The organism is Phyllobacterium sp. T2-21 (assembly GCF_055378485.1).
The window spans coordinates 3479294-3494761 of the sequence record NZ_AP027912.1; the positions used below are offsets into that span (position 1 = coordinate 3479294).

17 protein-coding genes are annotated in these 15468 nt (G+C 57.9%); 4 read left to right on the top strand and 13 right to left on the bottom strand.

Features of this window, described 5'->3' with window-relative positions; all coding sequences use genetic code 11:
- Nucleotides 1–45: 45 nt before the first annotated feature.
- Nucleotides 46–849, top strand: coding sequence for a hypothetical protein (locus tag ACZ5FP_RS17270; RefSeq protein WP_464661389.1), 804 nt, complete (start codon nucleotides 46–48; stop codon nucleotides 847–849).
- A gap of 131 nt (nucleotides 850–980) precedes the next feature.
- On the opposite strand, the gene ACZ5FP_RS17275 is transcribed toward ACZ5FP_RS17270, so the two are convergent.
- The 7 genes from ACZ5FP_RS17275 to ACZ5FP_RS17305 all read right to left on the bottom strand — a co-directional run bounded on the left by ACZ5FP_RS17275 (nucleotide 981) and on the right by ACZ5FP_RS17305 (nucleotide 6939).
- Entirely contained in the window at nucleotides 981–1505 is a 525-nt protein-coding gene (locus ACZ5FP_RS17275; protein ID WP_426137179.1) for an HK97 family phage prohead protease, read from the bottom strand.
- A gap of 28 nt (nucleotides 1506–1533) precedes the next feature.
- Nucleotides 1534–1773, bottom strand: a complete 240-nt coding sequence (locus ACZ5FP_RS17280; protein WP_426137180.1) for a hypothetical protein — start codon at nucleotides 1771–1773, stop codon at nucleotides 1534–1536.
- Nucleotides 1770–2366 (bottom strand): hypothetical protein, encoded by a 597-nt coding sequence (locus tag ACZ5FP_RS17285; RefSeq protein ID WP_426137181.1) that lies wholly within the window; start codon nucleotides 2364–2366, stop codon nucleotides 1770–1772. Before ACZ5FP_RS17285 ends, ACZ5FP_RS17280 begins: the two co-directional genes overlap by 4 nt.
- Before the next feature lie 10 nt (nucleotides 2367–2376).
- Nucleotides 2377–2931 carry a hypothetical protein gene (locus tag ACZ5FP_RS17290; protein ID WP_346307689.1) on the bottom strand — a complete coding sequence of 185 codons (555 nt, stop codon included), beginning with the start codon at nucleotides 2929–2931 and terminating at the stop codon, nucleotides 2377–2379.
- A gap of 274 nt (nucleotides 2932–3205) precedes the next feature.
- Nucleotides 3206–4228 carry a hypothetical protein gene (locus tag ACZ5FP_RS17295; RefSeq protein WP_346307688.1) on the bottom strand — a complete coding sequence of 341 codons (1023 nt, stop codon included), beginning with the start codon at nucleotides 4226–4228 and terminating at the stop codon, nucleotides 3206–3208.
- 641 nt (nucleotides 4229–4869) lie between these two features.
- Nucleotides 4870–6039 carry a hypothetical protein gene (locus tag ACZ5FP_RS17300; protein WP_346307687.1) on the bottom strand — a complete coding sequence of 390 codons (1170 nt, stop codon included), beginning with the start codon at nucleotides 6037–6039 and terminating at the stop codon, nucleotides 4870–4872.
- A 438-nt stretch (nucleotides 6040–6477) separates the two neighbouring features.
- Nucleotides 6478–6939, bottom strand: a complete 462-nt coding sequence (locus ACZ5FP_RS17305; protein ID WP_223612513.1) for an Lrp/AsnC family transcriptional regulator — start codon at nucleotides 6937–6939, stop codon at nucleotides 6478–6480.
- Between the two features lie 111 nt (nucleotides 6940–7050).
- On the opposite strand from ACZ5FP_RS17305, the gene ACZ5FP_RS17310 reads away from it, so the two are divergent.
- Complete coding sequence (locus ACZ5FP_RS17310; RefSeq protein ID WP_464661390.1) at nucleotides 7051–7662, top strand: LysE family translocator; 612 nt, start codon at nucleotides 7051–7053, stop codon at nucleotides 7660–7662.
- 18 nt (nucleotides 7663–7680) lie between these two features.
- Here ACZ5FP_RS17310 and ACZ5FP_RS17315 read toward each other — a convergent pair whose 3' ends face one another.
- On the bottom strand, nucleotides 7681–8559 hold the full coding sequence (locus ACZ5FP_RS17315; RefSeq protein WP_464661391.1) for a LysR family transcriptional regulator: 879 nt from the start codon (nucleotides 8557–8559) through the stop codon (nucleotides 7681–7683).
- 229 nt (nucleotides 8560–8788) lie between these two features.
- On the opposite strand from ACZ5FP_RS17315, the gene ACZ5FP_RS17320 reads away from it, so the two are divergent.
- Nucleotides 8789–10336, top strand: coding sequence for an MFS transporter (locus ACZ5FP_RS17320; protein ID WP_464661392.1), 1548 nt, complete (start codon nucleotides 8789–8791; stop codon nucleotides 10334–10336).
- A gap of 48 nt (nucleotides 10337–10384) precedes the next feature.
- On the opposite strand, the gene ACZ5FP_RS17325 is transcribed toward ACZ5FP_RS17320, so the two are convergent.
- On the bottom strand, nucleotides 10385–11806 hold the full coding sequence (locus ACZ5FP_RS17325) for a coniferyl aldehyde dehydrogenase (protein ID WP_464661393.1): 1422 nt from the start codon (nucleotides 11804–11806) through the stop codon (nucleotides 10385–10387).
- A 245-nt stretch (nucleotides 11807–12051) separates the two neighbouring features.
- Between ACZ5FP_RS17325 and ACZ5FP_RS17330 the strand changes: the two genes are divergently transcribed.
- On the top strand, nucleotides 12052–12438 hold the full coding sequence (locus ACZ5FP_RS17330) for a RidA family protein (protein WP_223612508.1): 387 nt from the start codon (nucleotides 12052–12054) through the stop codon (nucleotides 12436–12438).
- A gap of 15 nt (nucleotides 12439–12453) precedes the next feature.
- Here ACZ5FP_RS17330 and ACZ5FP_RS17335 read toward each other — a convergent pair whose 3' ends face one another.
- From ACZ5FP_RS17335 to ACZ5FP_RS17350, 4 genes are all read right to left on the bottom strand, one after another.
- Complete coding sequence (locus ACZ5FP_RS17335) at nucleotides 12454–13227, bottom strand: molybdopterin-binding protein (protein WP_464661394.1); 774 nt, start codon at nucleotides 13225–13227, stop codon at nucleotides 12454–12456.
- Complete coding sequence (locus ACZ5FP_RS17340; protein ID WP_346307678.1) at nucleotides 13224–14084, bottom strand: cytochrome b/b6 domain-containing protein; 861 nt, start codon at nucleotides 14082–14084, stop codon at nucleotides 13224–13226. Before ACZ5FP_RS17340 ends, ACZ5FP_RS17335 begins: the two co-directional genes overlap by 4 nt.
- Before the next feature lie 69 nt (nucleotides 14085–14153).
- Nucleotides 14154–14441, bottom strand: coding sequence for a pentapeptide MXKDX repeat protein (locus tag ACZ5FP_RS17345; RefSeq protein WP_464661395.1), 288 nt, complete (start codon nucleotides 14439–14441; stop codon nucleotides 14154–14156).
- Between the two features lie 143 nt (nucleotides 14442–14584).
- Nucleotides 14585–15298, bottom strand: a complete 714-nt coding sequence (locus ACZ5FP_RS17350) for a DUF1223 domain-containing protein (RefSeq protein WP_464661396.1) — start codon at nucleotides 15296–15298, stop codon at nucleotides 14585–14587.
- Nucleotides 15299–15468: the final 170 nt, after the last annotated feature.

Below are 15468 nucleotides of genomic sequence, written 5' to 3' on the forward strand. Positions count from 1 at the left end.
TGTCTCAAGGCCTGCTACGAGATGGCGGGCGAGATGGAGAGGGCAGTGGCACCTATGGCAACGGAATTAGATATGAGGCATCGAGTTGTGCCTCTCGTACTTATTGGTTGTGTTTTTTTGATCATGCTTGGGGCTTGGAGTACTAAGTACCCGTATATTATCAAAGCCATTGGGAGCTTTATCTATGACTTTCAGACTCTAATAGGCGCTCTACTGGCACTTGCTGGAGCGTGGTGGGGTGTTTCCGCAATACGGAAGCAAATCCACCAAACCGAAGATCTGGAGAGGCGACGTATATCAAGCAAGAAAGAAGCAGCGAGAGCCGTTCTACCACTAACGTTATCATCCATTACAGGCTACGAAAGAGAACTAATTGGTTCGTTGAGAATGCTCCATCAGCAGTACAACGGGCAGCGACTTAAGCCTGACGCGATAGTGCCCTCTCTACCCGACTTCCCATACGATGTGATATCTTCACTTAAGGAAACAATAGAATTCTCAACGTCAGTAGAGGTCGAAATCTTTGCCCGCTTGTTATCAAATATTCAAGTCTGTGAGGCTCGGGTACGATCCATGTTCTCCAGCATTGAAGGATCCCCCCATAGTCGGCGAAGCGAACTTCGTGCGAACGTGGAAGAGTACATGCTCAATGCGATGGTCATACATAAACGCGCTGAATCAATATTTGATTATGCTCGTCGCGAAACATCGTCCATTCCAATTGACATTAGTTGGCAAGACGTTGAGAGCGCAATGGTTGGGATGTTGTTACTTGGCGAACAATTCCAGGGTTTGAGGCAGTTAATCAATCGACGATCTCAAGGAGACTCCTCAAAACTCGTTGACTAGGGTCATATTCTGAATTGTGGATGCGCGTGAAAAGCGGGGGCACAGGTCCTAGGGAATCGGTCGCGCCAACCTTTTGGGTACCCCTCCCTAGGTCGGCCACCCGTCTGCCAGGGCGGTTGGTGACAATGATGTCAGGGTGCCGACCTGTACTTTGCCATTGCAGCCTCGGCAGCTTCCAACCTCTCAAGCCGTGGATCAGGCAGGCTTGCCGTGAACCGTTCAATCCGCATCTTGCCTGCATGAATTTCGCTGGACCGATATGCCGGATTGCGGCACACAGACACCTCTAACAAGCGCGCTGAGGTGATCATTCGAACCCTGCCATCTTCACCATTCTGCCATTCAACCAACGGGCGATTAAACGACACGGATAACCCAGCACGATACCGCGTGCGCACTGCTTCCATTGCAACATCGCCAGCATCAGTGTGATTGGCAGTGGCGGTGATGCGCAGACCGACGCTGTCTTCAACCAAGTGAAGGGAACCGTCGTCTTGCCGGGCAACGATGTCATCCCAACAGTGATCAACGCATAGCCGGACTTTGCCGCCTGCAATAGACGATAGAAACGCTCCCTTTGCGAACCGTTCCTCAACGACCTTGCCATCAACCGTCACCCAGGCAGGCTGGCCCCATTTCAGAGCATAGCCCACCATCCGCCTTCCTGTTACGGAAAGCCCTTCGTCAGACAATGCCGCGCCGCCTCATGTTGGCAACCATGTCATCGATAGCTCGTTGCGCAGGTGTTTTCTTTGCCCTACGCGCGGTGAGGATGCGAGCAACCTCTTGCGGATCGGATGGCAACAACTCACTGCGACTGCCGGTTGCGGTTTTAACGGTGACGCGGCGCAGGCCTTCGGGCTTGGCGCCTTTCGTAGCATGCTCGATGCCGCGGGCTGCGGTTGGTACCGTGCGGATGGTCATTTTTTATCCTTTTCGATGAATCCATACTCCCTTGCCTCGGCAAGCCACCCTTCAGCACGGCTAACGATGCGGTCCGCGCCGAGCGGGCGGAGATGGCCTACCCATGCCACGTCGTGAGATTCGAGATCGTTGGTCAGCGCTGCCAATCCGGCGTGCGCACCTATGAAGGCCTTAATGGCTTCAGCCATAGCTTGGACGCGGGCTGTGTATTCGCTGCGGACTTCCTCGCAAATGATTACTGAGGCTGCGTGTCGTGCCTTTTGGACGCGGGATTGCGCGATATCGATAGCAGTTGTTAGATCGCGGCGCTCAACCATGATTTCCGTCAAACGCGCACGCGGTCCAGATACGGGCAGATCGTCCGGCTCCTCGCCAAGCAGGGCTGCGACCTTGGCCGATTGCGCCTTCTGTCCGTCCTGCTTCTCGTTGCCAATGCGATATAGAAGATCGGTTTCTTCACTGTATAGGACTGCCATTTTGTCCTGCAGAGTGTGCACCAACGCCAACGCTGCGGCGTAGGTCTGATCAGCCTCAGCGAGACTGCGGACGCGGGGCGTGGATGGTGTGGGTTTGTTTTTGCTTAGTAGAGACATTGTGTTCCTTTCAATTATAGAGGACGGCACGTTCTGTGCGGCGATAGCGGTCCCGCTCGCGCGGGCGGCCAGCCTTGACTGCCGGTGCGGTTTCGATTGCTGCGGCCAGACTAATAAGCGGCTCAGGTCCGATGATGACCTCCCGACCAAAGGCTGGTCTTGGCTGCGGGGTGTCGATGACGAACGAGGTAACGGCCATTCCGCCGTTTGTCTGGCGATATGTCATCGTCGCGCCAGGGACGTGCGCGTCGATCCTGATTTCGAAGAGATCGTGCGGATTGTCGATATACGCGGCCAATGTCTGGCCAAATGTGGCGCTGCCCGCGATCGGGCGCATGGAGCAATAATCGGCAACACGTTCGGCGTGGCCGTCTGCCCACTGGTTGCCGAGCAATGCGGAAAGCAGGATTGTTGCGATATGCTTGGTTTCGATCTGTGCCGGGATGCCGGGTGTTGCTGGAATCAGACCAGCGGCGCGAACGACCTCTTGGCAATCCGTGACGATGCCGATGGGAATGCGCAGCGCATCGGCGATGTACTCAGTAGCTTGACGTGCAGTTGCCATTGCGTGGCTCCTTTCGTTTATCGGTAATGTTTCAGTGTGAAAAAAGGCGCATCAGCACCCTATTGGCAGCGTGGATGCTGATGCTTTCGAGGCGCCGCAGCCCGAATGAATTACGCGACGAGCCGACCAAAGCAGCCGCGCAATATGTCGAAGGGCGCAACCCGCAGGCACTCCCTCCGTCAGGGACAAGCCCTGAAACGAAAAAGGGCCGCCGAAGCGAGCCCCCAAATTCACTATTCATATATACCTATTGGGACGCAGAAATGGGGTACCCCTAAGCAGCGCGTGCCGTCAGGTTCGTCCCGCCCCATGCTTCTTGCAGCGTCACCAGGGCCAACCATAGCATGGCGCGCCCGCCACCCTTGGCCGCCTTATCGTTGCCGCACCCATAGCGCTCTCCGATGTCTCTGAGTGTTGCGCTATCCAGTACGGCCTCTTCGAATGGCTCAACTAGCGGGCCAAGTGCTGCGTGCAAACGTTCCAGAGTTTTCCGACCATCAATGGCGGCATTCATGGCGTCGTCGCCATTCCACGGTTTCGCTACAGGCTTGGCTTTTTTCTTCGCTGGGTTGCTTGTTTCGGCTGTAGTCGGTGTTGCGGTCGTCGCTGACGTTGCGACCAGAGCACGTTTGCCGGTGATGAGTTTTACACCCTTGTAATCAATTTTCCCTGTTGTTTCATCGAGTTTGCCCTTGTGAACAAGCTGTGATGTACCAGCCGGTATATCTTGGCCCCGCAACTCATATGCACAGTCCCGAACAAGCTTGCGATAGGAAAGAACCAACTTCAGAAAATCGGCCTCGCCTTCCGTCTTCAGAAGCTTGACGATGGGAAGGTCGATGTTGTCGTTCGCCTCCCGGTACCTGAGCCGTCCAATTGATTGACGCATGACGATCCGCGCTCGTTCCCGGTCCATCAGCAGCCTTTCAACCTTAGATTTTATCTCAATGCGCGCGCGGCTCAGTGAGCGTTCTTCGGGCAATCGGAAGTTGAGAGGGTCGGTTGTGATGCAGCCAACCTTTGCCGAACCTTTTGCAAGTTGGTTGCGTTCCTTTCGAAGGATTGCGCGGAACTCGTCATAGGGGACAGTGATTTTCAGGGGTTCTGCACCCGATACAGGAACATACTTTTCTTCTGCTTCATCGAACTTCTTACGCTGAGGCTTTGTGGTCACCCCAGCGAGAAGGCCGGCGTCTTCGTGATTGGAATAAAGCTTCTGGCAATAGAGCAAATGCTCAACGCGGTTGAACGGGACATTGTCATTGTCCGCGCTGTGCGGCGAGACTAATTTGGGCATGGGCTTGGTCGGCTCCTGGTCATCATGAAATATCCCGCCGCCGATCACGGTCGGGCTGGTAAGCGATTGATGGTCAGTATGCGGGTGCTCGCGCAAAATTGTGCAAACGGGTGCGAGGAATGTTTTGGTGGTGATGGGGCGACCATCTAACGAACAAGGGACTCAGCGCAGGGTGTCAAGCGTGACTGTGCGAGGATCGCGCATGCCACCGGGCATTTGCAGGATAGTGGCGTCGGACAGAGCCAAGCGGTGGTTTTATGATAAAGTAAACGCGGAGAGCACTGGATAACTGGGATGAGCTGGGTATTACCCCGATTGCAGCCTTGCGATTCTACCATGAATCACCGAACCTGATTCGCACTGGAAGAGACCTACGGCGTCCGCTAACAACTGACTTAAACCGCAGGCCTCATCATTCCAGTTGGCTCCCACTGCGGGGACTGGGGGGATCGGTTGGCGCCGGTCCCCTTTTGCAATTTCAGTATGACTGAAACTTAAGCTCACCTTACACTTCGGTGCGCTTTTCGCAACATGGTTGGGTGTCTGTCGATCTGATTACGGACAACGACCGACATTTTTCCTGTTAACAACCGTTTGTTGATCCATCCACTGGAAGTGGTGGTTTTTCGGTGGGGCGTTGTTCACGCGGCCAGCCCCATCTTGGGCAGCCACTCGATAACGCGCTTTCCCTTTCGGAGAACACGGACTTTCATTCCGTCCCAATCTCCTGGGTCGGTGTCATCATCCACGATAATCCCAAGGCTCAAAATAAGCTTTTGAAGCTCCTGCTGCCCTCGCAACTGTTCTGCCTCATTTGGGGATTGCAAAACAATCTCATGGCATTCGAGTCCTGACTCATCATCAAAGTACATATCCATATAGTCGACACCCTCATCGGACGCTGTAGTGACAACCTCAAGCGTGGCTGTGATCTCTTCTTCCCTTGGTTCGGCAGCTTGTACTGTCGTGGAAGGCCTGTTGCTATTGGCTGGCTTGGGGATGCGTTCCTTTTTCGCATATCCGGTGGGCGGGTCTTCCATATAACGCCGATCGCGAATCCACACGTGCAGATGTCTCCGGGGAGCGTCAGGCTTGCCTTGGGCTTCCCAGGCCTCGCGCCAAGCTGTTGCCGAAGAAACCAGTACAGCCTGCCGTTCATCGTCCAGTTCCAGCTTTGCATATTCAGATTCTGCCTCGACGCGGTTTTTCTTCACGCCATATGCAAACCATAGTTCGTCGAATGGACTCTTTATCTGCGTGTTCGCCGGGGCGCCCGTGAGGGCAGCCACAGGCGGAACATGCACATTGCCATCTACTCTCGTCTCCGGGTCTGGTACCCGGGTCGAGGTAGATGGGTCTTTGTTCATAGAATCCCGAACGCTAACCGCCGTAGTGTTCGTATTTTCCCGAACGCATGTGTTAGTGTTTTCCCGAACGCTAATTTCGTAATCCGTAGTGTTCGGAATTTTATGAACGCTAGAGAGTTTTTCCCAAATTGGGACATAGCGGCTGGCACGGCTACCGATGCCTTTTTCTTGATTTAGGTAGCCCCATGAAACAAGGTCAGTCAGTGCCTGGTGAACGTCACCCGCATAGAGGCCCTTGCCGGACGGATCCCGATCTTTGGTTGTACTTACGATATGGCGCACACTGGCAAGCGCATCACCGTATTTTGAGTGGTACCAGTCGAGAATGAAGCCGAACACGAGGCAGTGCTTACGCTTCGCACGAGCATCATAGGGAAGCAGTTGCAGCAGCTTGAACTTTGCCTCCAGCGATTCAGGTTTGGGTCTTTTATCTTCCGATGTCATAGGCTGTCGCCTCCCGCAGGGCGGCTATCGCCGCGTCTGTGATTTCCTTTGCGATAACGGGATGGAAAGTTGCAACGTGTTTGCCGCACGAATGTGGGGCGTGAATTCTGACTTTGCCATCCTGGTTCTTCTTGAGAAGGAGGCTGTAAAGTCTGACGTACTCCGAGAGTTCAACGTCAACGCGCGCCAAAGCGCCCGGCCCATCCAAGGGTCGGATTGATAGGATTCTCATTATGTTTCCTGTGTGGAGGGGCTATATTCTTGGAGTGCCTTGATCATCGCGGCGCGCCAAGTTCCGAGATCAATAAGATCAATAACTTGATGTCGGCTATCGGACTGCAAACAGTCCTTCGCTACCATTGTCTTTCCAAAGAAGGCGGTTTTCAGATCGGCGCGGCGCGAATTGCGGTTTGCCGCATGTTTTCCGCTTTTTACCGGTCAATCGAGCGGCAGAGCATAGGTCTGCTTCACAATCTGGCTCGGCACATCGGTTTTGACATTCTGGATGCCGTTGATCCGCGTCAGATGGGAGGCCTGAAAGTGCCGGTAATCGTCAAGATCAGCGACCACAACCCGCAGCAGCGCGTCGCTCTCTCCCAGCATGATGTAGCATTCCACCACCTGGGGCAGTCTCTTCATCGCATCCATGAAATGATCGATCGTTTCGGCATCCTGCGCCGTCAGCCACACCCGCGCGAACAGCGAAAGCGATAAATTGACCTTGGCCGGATTGAGCACGGCGACATAGCGGTCAATGACACCGGCCTCCTCCAGCAGCCGCACGCGGCGCAGGCAGGGCGACGGCGACAGGCCGGCCTCCCTGGCAAGTTCCACATTCTGCATGCGCCCGTCCTTCTGAAGCGCGCGAAGGATACGCTTGTCGATCTCATCCAGCATCATTGAAATTTCCTGCTAATATTTCCGATAGAATACAGCAATTATGCCAGTAAAACACCATATCCTGATATCTTTGCAATCCGATTGCGCGCCGTGTGCAGTACTGTTCCAATCATGGAAATACACACGCTATTGCTGTTTACAGCGACCGTACTGCCGCTGATCTGTACACCGGGACCGGACATGCTGTTCGTTGCATCGCAGGCGATTGCCGGCGGACGCGCCGCGGGCCTGCGCGCGACAGCCGGCGTGTGCCTTGGCTATCTCGTCCACTCTACCCTCGTCGCCCTCGGCCTCGCAGCCATCGTGGCGGCGTCGCCGCTGCTGTTTGAAGCGCTGCGCTGGATCGGCATCGCCTATCTCCTGTATCTCGCCTGCAAGCTCATCGCATCGGCATTGCAGGCCGGACGGGTGACCGTCGCCGCCAGACCGGCGAGGCGGCAGCTCCAGCGCGGCTTCCTCACGGCCTTTCTCAATCCCAAGGGTATGATGATCTATTTTGCGATCCTGCCGCAGTTCATCCGGCCGAGCAACGACATTGCGCTGCAGGCGGCGGCCCTGTCGGCTGTCTTTGTCCTCTGGTGCGCCATCGTCTATGTGATTCTCAGTCTGGTCATCGGGCGATTGACCGGACGCGGCGGTTTCAGCGACCGGCGCCGGAGAATCGTCGAAGGCGGCGCTGGCGGGCTGCTTATCATTGCCGCCGGTCTGATGGCAGCAAAATAAACGCAGGCGTGTACGGCCTTAGCCGATCCTGACCAGTTTTGCCGCGGCCGCCTGTTCCGGCATGTCGACGACGAGCTGACCGAATTCCCGGGTGGCGGGCGTCTGCCCCTCTTCGCTCCAGATCAGGCTGAAAACCGCCGTCGGCAGCGGCGGCAAGCCATACTGGCCGTCAAGGATCTTCATTCCCGGTTCAAGGTCATCCCGGGTCATCACGGTCATTGCCAGCCCCGACAGCACGGCCGCGCGAATGCCCTGCATGCTCGCCGACGTGAAGACGACGTGCCAATCGATCGACGTCCGGTCCAGCGCTTCGACGCCGACCTTGCGGTTGAGGCATGGAGCCGGGATGAAGGCGAAAGGCAATGACGTGCCCGGCGGCACTTTGAACGTTTCGGCCGCCACCCAGACGAACTGCGTCTGCTTGAGAACTTTGCCGTTGGCCGCTTCCGGCAATGTCAGCACGACTGCCAGATCGAGTTCGCAGGCCCTGACCATCGCATGGAGATCGAGACTCATGCTGACATTCACGTCCAGCTGAACCTCCGGATTGGTGCGGGCAAACTGGCACAGCAATGTCGGCAGCCGGTCCCCGATGAAATTCTCCGGAACGCCGAAGCGGACGATGCCGGACACCGGCGATGCTTGAAAGCGGCGGGTCAAGGCATCGAGCGAATGCAGGATCTGGCAGGCATAGCGCAGGAAATCGTCGCCATCTTCCGTCAGCCTGACACTGCGCGTCGTGCGGTAGAGCAGCGACCGGCCAACCTGCTCCTCCAGCCGCCGGATCTGATGGCTGACGGCCGATTGCGTCAGGTTCAGCCGTCGGGCCGCCCGGGTAAAGCTTCCCGCCTCTTTGACAGCCACGAAGGCGCGTAACAGTGTGGGGTCGAAATCCATGCCAGCAGATTAATGACAATTGCTAATTTATTCCAGTAAATTAAATCATTTTTGTCATGATACGAACTGACCTAAGGTGCATGCATTACCCGCTTCGGCGAACATCGGACCGGTCATTCCGCCGGTCCGGTGCTTTTTCGTCCCGACTTGGCCCGGAACTCACCGACACCGCACGCGTGCCGGCGAAGGTGCGTTCCATTGCCAGATGCAACCTTGGAAAGAACCATCCATGTCGCTCTCCTCGTCCCGCAAGAATATGGTGGCGCTGGCTGCCATATGTTTGTCGTCCCTCATGTTCGGCCTCGAAATTTCGAGCGTGCCGGTGATTCTGCCAACCCTGGAAAAGGTCCTGCATGGCACCCTGAAGGACATGCAGTGGATCATGAACGCCTATACCATTGCCTGCACCACCGTGCTGATGGCGGTCGGCACCCTGGCTGACCGCTATGGCCGCAAGCGCATCTTCGTCATCAGCCTCGTGCTGTTTGCCATCACGTCCTTCGTGTGCGGGCTGGCGCAGGATGCCGCCATTCTGATCGTCAGCCGCTTTCTCCAGGGCATTGCCGCCGGCGCGATGCTGATCTGCCAGATTGCCATTCTGTCACATCAGTTTCAGGCGGGGCGCGAGCGCAGCAAGGCCTTCGGCATATGGGGGATTGTCTTCGGCATCGGCCTCGGTTTCGGGCCGATCATCGGCGGCATCATCGTTGCGCTGACGAGCTGGGAATGGGTGTTCCTGGTCCACGTCCCCCTCACCATCCTCACATTGATTCTCGTCTTCGGCAGCATCGAGGAATCCAGTGATCCCGAAGCGAAAAAACTGGATGTCCTCGGCATCACCACCCTGTCGCTGGCGGTTTTCGGGCTCACCTATTTCATCACGCAGGGCCCCGATCTCGGCTTTACCAGCATCACCGCTTTGGCCATCATCGGCGCATCGGCGGCGAGTTTCATCGCCTTCATCGTCGCGGAAAACCGCAGCCCCCATCCCATGTTCGACTTTTCCGTCTTCCGCATCCGCAACTTTTCTGGGGCTATCCTCGGCTCCATCGGCATGAATTTCAGCTTCTGGCCGCTGATGATCTACCTGCCGATCTATTTTCAGAGCGGCCTCGGCTACGATATTGTCGCGGCGGGACTGTCGCTGCTGGCCTATACGCTGCCTACTTTGGTCACCCCGCCATTGGCGGAGCGCCTTTCGCTGCGCTACCGGCCCGGCATCGTCATTCCGCTTGGGCTGTTCACCATCGGCCTCGGCTTCATGCTGATGCGCGTTGGCAGCAGCGTTGACCACGCAAGCTGGCTGACCATGCTGCCGGGCTGCCTGCTGGCGGGAATCGGGCTGGGTTTGACCAATACGCCCGTCACCAACACGACCACCGGTTCGGTCTCGAGCACCCGCGCCGGTATGGCCTCAGGCATCGATATGAGCGCCCGGCTGATCACGCTCGCCATCAATATCGCGCTGATGGGCTTTATCCTGCTGGAGGGCACGCTGTCTTATCTGAGAAGCGCCTTTGCCGGGTCGTTCGACCCATCCCGGTTGCGCCTGCTGGCGGAAAAAATCGCCGCCGGAAACTTTGCGAGCCTCCCGCAGACCTTTCCGGAACTCACGGCTCTGGACCCGGCCGGAATGCTCGTCCATGATGCCCTGATCCACGGTTTTGGCCTGATCATGCTCTATGGCGGTGCCGGCGTCTGGGTTCTGGCAGTGATCAGCTTCCTGATCTTCGGGCCGAGGAAACGCCTGAGCGAAGCGACCGCCGCGAACCCTTGAAGCCAGCACCGGTACTGAAAGACATCGACACTGCCATTCCCGTGAGTTTCAGCGTGCGAAGAGCCTGACCACTATGTTTGCCAATCCCCTGTAAGGCGGCTTGATCCGGTCGGTCAGCGGCATCCTGGCCTGATGCAGGACCGGCATGATCTTGCCGAAGGTCAGAAAGCCTTCGCGGCCGTGATAATGGCCCATGCCGCTGGCCCCGACGCCGCCGAACGGCAGATCGTTGCAGACATTGTGGAACAGCGTTTCGTTCACGCAGACGCCGCCGGCCACAATGTTCGCCAGCATTTTTTCCGTTTCCGCCTTGTCATTGCTGAAACAGTAGAATGCCAGCGGCCGGTCATGCCCGTTGATGTAACCAATGGCCTCATCGGCGCTGCGATAGGTCTTGACCGGCAGGATCGGCCCGAAGATTTCCTCCTGCATGATCTTGCTGTCATCGCCCGGATCGAGCACCAGCGTCGGCGGCAGCAGGCGCTCGGTTTCTGCCCGTGCCGCATCTTTCGGCTCCACCAGCGTCATCACGTCAAGCCCGCGTGCCCGCGCATCGTCAAGCAGGCCGCGCAGGCGGCGATACTGCCCGTCATTGACGATATGGGTGTAGTCGGGATTGGCATCGAGCTGCGCATAGCGGGACTTGACCTCCGCCCGCACGGCCTCGACAAATTCATCGCGCCGCGCCTCCGGCACCAGCGCGTAGTCCGGCGCGATGCAGGTCTGGCCGGCATTGTAGAGCTTGCCGGTGACAATGCGCGTCACCGCCTTGGCCAAGGGCGCGTCCGCGCCAATGAATACGGGTGATTTTCCGCCGAGTTCCAGGGTGACGGGCGTCAGGTTCGGGGCGGCCGATGCCATGACCTTGCGGCCGACGGCGGTGGAGCCGGTGAACAGCAGGTGATCGAAGGGCAGACCGGCAAATGCCCCGCCAACATCGGCGCCGCCCAGCGCCACGGCAACGCGGTCCGGCGGAAAGACATCGGCGAGCAGTTCCCGCAAGAACTCGCTGGTGCGCGGCGTGTGTTCGGACGGTTTGAGGTAAACATGGTTGCCGGCAGCGATGGCGGTGGCAAGCGGCGTCAGCGCCAGGTTGACCGGATAGTTCCACGGGGCGATGACACCCACAACCCCAAGCGGCACATAGCGCACTTCCGCCCGGGCCGGCCACATGTGCCAGCCGGCCGAACGGCGCTGCGGCTTCATCCAGGATTTCAGATGCGCAAGCATGTGGTCGATCTCGCCAAAGACGGTCATGCCTTCGCCCAGCATGCTTTCATGACGTGAACGATGGCCGAAATCCGCACTGATCGCCTTGACCATCGGTTCGAGCCGGTCCTTCAGCCCTGCACGCAAGCGTTTCAGATCGTCCTGGCGCTGGGCGTAATCGGGCCGGTGCGCCAGCCATGCGGTTCGCAGACGATGGAGGGTCGGCACCAAGGCATCGGCAGATGTGGCGTTCATGTCCATGGTGTTTTCCTCCGGTCTTCTCCGCCTTGTGTTCTACCACGGATGTGAGGGTACCCGTCAGCACTTTCAATGGAACAGCCCATTTCCGAAGAGGTGCGGCCATGATAGTTTTTCCCCGGTCCGTCGAAGAGCGAGGAACCCGCCTTGCCTCCCGGCGTGCTGCGCATCCCCAGCGACAGCGACCGGCAATCCGGGGCTCATCGGCCCAAGACATCCCGCAACGTGCCACGAAAGGAACTGAGATCATGAAACTGATCCCGCGCAATCCCCGCAACGGCGTTTATCCGGCAACACCCGACTATCTCCATGCATTGGAAGTGCAGCAGCCGGAACGCTTCCTCTACATCAGCGGCACCATGGGCCTCGACCAGAACGGTGTAGCCGGCACGACCCTGGCCGAACAGCTCGATCTTGTCTGGAACAACATCCGGGCCATCCTTGCGAGCGCCGGGATGACGGTCGACAATATCGTCAGGACGACGAGCTACCTGCGCGATCCCGCCTTTGCCGAAGCCAACCAGAATGCGCGGGTGGCGGCGCTGGGTGGCCGCACCATCCCCACGACAACCATTGCCGCCCAGACATTGTCCGAAGCCTGGCTCGTCGAAATCGAGGTCATCGCCGCTGCCTGAACTCGGTCAGACCGCTCAGATACCCGCATACCATTCATAGCCGCGATCTTCCCAGAAACCGCCCTTCCCGCCCCACAGGCCCCTGAAATTGTCAACCAGTTCAATCCGCATGAGATATTTGGCATGCTTGTAACCCAGTTGCCGTTCAACACGCAGCCGCAGGGGCGCACCGTGCGCCACCTCAAGGTCTTTGCCGTTCATGCTGTAGGACAGGATGGTCTGCGGATGGAAGGCATCGATGAGATCGACGCTCTCGTAATACTGGCCGCTGCCATCCAGTGATTTCTCGTACTCATCGGCACAATAGAACACCGCATAGCGCGCGCCGGGGGCAAGGCCCGCCTTCTGCAGGACAAGGCCGAGGGGAACGCCGGTCCACTTGCCGATGGCGCTCCAGCCTTCAACGCAATCATGCCGGGTGATCTGCGTGCGTGACGGCATCGCCTTCAGATCAGTTAGCGACAGGCTGAGCGGGGTGCGGACCATGCCGTTGACCACCAGCCGCCAGTCGGCGAAATTGCCCTCCATCAGCCTCGCATAGTCTTCGCTGTCCGGCATCTGCGTGCCGTTGGCCTTGAATGTGGGTGACAGGTCCGCCTCGGTGAATTCGCGCGCCAATGGTTCGTGCGCCTGCAGGAGACGCTGGGAGCCCATGGTCAAGGCTTCGGCCTTCTGCAGAATATTGTTGACGCTGGCATTTTCCACCAGAGCGTCGCACCCGGTCAAAAGCCCGGTCGCGGCAACGCTGGAGCCGATGAGAAAACGGCGGCGTGAGAGTTCGAACTTCATTTCACTGTTTCCTTGTCGGTCTCGACCGTCAGGCCGTAATAGCCGGTGATCATCGAGCGCAGATTGTTCCAGACGCCGGATACCAGCACCATCACCAGATGCACGATGACAAAGGCGACGAGCAGCGATGCGGTGATGAAGTGAATGGTGCGCGCCGACTGGCGTCCGCCGAAAACATCGAGCAGCCACGGGAAGATGGAATCGAAGCCCGGCGACATGGTAAGGCCGGTCAGCACCATCAGCGGCAGAAGGATGAAAATGACCGCCATATAGGTCAGTTTCTGCAGGCTGTTGTAGCGCCGCGCCTCTTCGCCCTTGGGAAAGCGCAGGCGGGCATGTTCGCCAATCTCATGCGCCAGATGCTGCGGCGTCAACTGGTCCTTCGTCGGCACGATATCCCTGCGGAAATGTCCGGCGATCAGGCCGTACAGCAGGTAGACGAAGCCGTTGATGACAAAGAACCAGGCAAAAAAGAAATGCCAGCGCCGCCCGGATGCAAGATCCTGATAACCCGGAATGGTGATCCAGCTTGGAAAGGCGCGCGGCGTCAGCTCGCCCTCGACCGTCGATGCGCCGAGAACCCCTGTCGTCGGGATGGAAATCGAACCGACGCGGGTGATGCCCTTGATCGTGTCGCCATCGCTGACGGCACCGATCGAGATGAAGGAATGGTCGGCATCGGCGCCGTACTGTCCCCAATAGAGATCGGGATGGGCGTTGAAGATTTGCAAACCGCTCATCAGGAGGAAGCTGAGGCACAGGACATTGAGCCAGTGGGTCAGCCGCACGGCAATCGAATGCCGGTAGAACAGGATTTTCCTGGGCCGTGCCGTTTCATGATCAGTTACGCTCGTCATGATGCTATCCTTGGCTGTCGGGCAATGGATCCGGTGCCGTCCCGTCAGGGAGACGGCACCGGAGGGATTTTAGTTCTTTTTCGGTGCCATGGCGTCCGGCTTCATCGCGTCTTTCTTCATGGCATCGGGCTTCATCGCATCCTTGGCCATGGCCTGCTTGTCGCATTCCTTGGTCATGGCATCCTTCTTCATGGAGTCTTTCTCCATGCCGGCCTTTTTCATGCAGTCAGCCTTCATGCTGCTCATCTTCATAGGGTCTGCCTTCATGGCATCTTCCGCAAGGGCGCTGTTGATGCCGGCCAGTCCGGAAGCGAGAACGAAAGCCGACAGAGCAATGTGGCGTGCTAGAATGTTCATGGTGGTCTCCTCGATTTGAATAAGACACGTATCTGCGTGCCGTTGAGTTTCGGATGCCATGCGGTCATCCACACTTCCTGGGCATCGCGCTGCGTGTCTCACAGCTGTTCATGCCAGGAATTCTTTGTCCGCAGCCGCGGAATTCAGTTGGTGGCGGCGGCCAGGATCGGCCCGCCATGCGGCGCCTGGATCAGGACCGCCGTGCGCAGGCCGGGCTTGGCCGGAGAAATGCGTAGGTTGACCGCCTTGCCGTCCCAGCTTCCAAGATTGGAAAGGCTGTGAACCACGTTCTTGTGCGGCAGCGTGTGGCCGGTATTTTCGCCCCGGCTGACGGGAACGTTGACGGTCTTGTCATCATAGGTCACCAGCCAGATATCGGCACCGCTCGCCGGTGCCTTCCCTGCAGCGATGGCGAGGGAATTGCCGGTAATCGTCACGGACAAGGGATCGGGCTTTGGCGCCGTGGCGATCAGGTGGTCGATCTCGCCGATACGGTTGCCGACGACATCCGCGCGGCCATTGACGACCATCTGCGGGGTAAACGGCCCGTCGCGGCCAAGCGGGGTTTCATAGGTAACCTGCCGGTCCGTATATTCAGGCGCGGCGAAGATATCCTTCCAGCCGAGCCGGTCCCAATAGGTTACGCCGAAGCTGAGGGCCAGAACATCCGGCCGCTTGCTGATCTCGATCAGATTGGCATTGGCAGGCGGGCAGGACGAGCAGCCCTGACTGGTGAAGAGTTCAACGACAGTCAACGGCTTGCCATTGCCGGCAAAGGCGGTGCTGGCGCCAAGGCTCAGCAATCCTGCAATCACAGACACTGCAGACACATATCCGATATTTTTGCGCGACCCCATAACGGCCTCCTGATTTCCGTGGCGTGATCCGGACCTGTCGGCCGGTCACATCAGGCAATTCGCCGGAAGCTGGAATTTGGTTACACCGATCACGGATTGGTGATCGAAAAGTTCGGCCAGCGGCCACTGGCATGCGGTAACCGCTGTCGATATGATCGGCGCATCTGTAA

What these genes read in the sequence shown, in the direction of transcription:
- ACZ5FP_RS17275 (WP_426137179.1), bottom strand. Translation starts at nt 1,505, where the DNA reads ATGGTGGGCTATGCTCTGAAATGGGGCCAGCCTGCCTGGGTGACGGTT.
- ACZ5FP_RS17280 (WP_426137180.1), bottom strand. Translation starts at nt 1,773, where the DNA reads ATGACCATCCGCACGGTACCAACCGCAGCCCGCGGCATCGAGCATGCT.
- ACZ5FP_RS17285 (WP_426137181.1), bottom strand. Translation starts at nt 2,366, where the DNA reads ATGTCTCTACTAAGCAAAAACAAACCCACACCATCCACGCCCCGCGTC.
- ACZ5FP_RS17290 (WP_346307689.1), bottom strand. Translation starts at nt 2,931, where the DNA reads ATGGCAACTGCACGTCAAGCTACTGAGTACATCGCCGATGCGCTGCGC.
- ACZ5FP_RS17295 (WP_346307688.1), bottom strand. Translation starts at nt 4,228, where the DNA reads ATGCCCAAATTAGTCTCGCCGCACAGCGCGGACAATGACAATGTCCCG.
- ACZ5FP_RS17300 (WP_346307687.1), bottom strand. Translation starts at nt 6,039, where the DNA reads ATGACATCGGAAGATAAAAGACCCAAACCTGAATCGCTGGAGGCAAAG.
- ACZ5FP_RS17305 (WP_223612513.1), bottom strand. Translation starts at nt 6,939, where the DNA reads ATGATGCTGGATGAGATCGACAAGCGTATCCTTCGCGCGCTTCAGAAG.
- ACZ5FP_RS17310 (WP_464661390.1), top strand. Translation starts at nt 7,051, where the DNA reads ATGGAAATACACACGCTATTGCTGTTTACAGCGACCGTACTGCCGCTG.
- ACZ5FP_RS17315 (WP_464661391.1), bottom strand. Translation starts at nt 8,559, where the DNA reads ATGGATTTCGACCCCACACTGTTACGCGCCTTCGTGGCTGTCAAAGAG.
- ACZ5FP_RS17320 (WP_464661392.1), top strand. Translation starts at nt 8,789, where the DNA reads ATGTCGCTCTCCTCGTCCCGCAAGAATATGGTGGCGCTGGCTGCCATA.
- ACZ5FP_RS17325 (WP_464661393.1), bottom strand. Translation starts at nt 11,806, where the DNA reads ATGGACATGAACGCCACATCTGCCGATGCCTTGGTGCCGACCCTCCAT.
- ACZ5FP_RS17330 (WP_223612508.1), top strand. Translation starts at nt 12,052, where the DNA reads ATGAAACTGATCCCGCGCAATCCCCGCAACGGCGTTTATCCGGCAACA.
- ACZ5FP_RS17335 (WP_464661394.1), bottom strand. Translation starts at nt 13,227, where the DNA reads ATGAAGTTCGAACTCTCACGCCGCCGTTTTCTCATCGGCTCCAGCGTT.
- ACZ5FP_RS17340 (WP_346307678.1), bottom strand. Translation starts at nt 14,084, where the DNA reads ATGACGAGCGTAACTGATCATGAAACGGCACGGCCCAGGAAAATCCTG.
- ACZ5FP_RS17345 (WP_464661395.1), bottom strand. Translation starts at nt 14,441, where the DNA reads ATGAACATTCTAGCACGCCACATTGCTCTGTCGGCTTTCGTTCTCGCT.
- ACZ5FP_RS17350 (WP_464661396.1), bottom strand. Translation starts at nt 15,298, where the DNA reads ATGGGGTCGCGCAAAAATATCGGATATGTGTCTGCAGTGTCTGTGATT.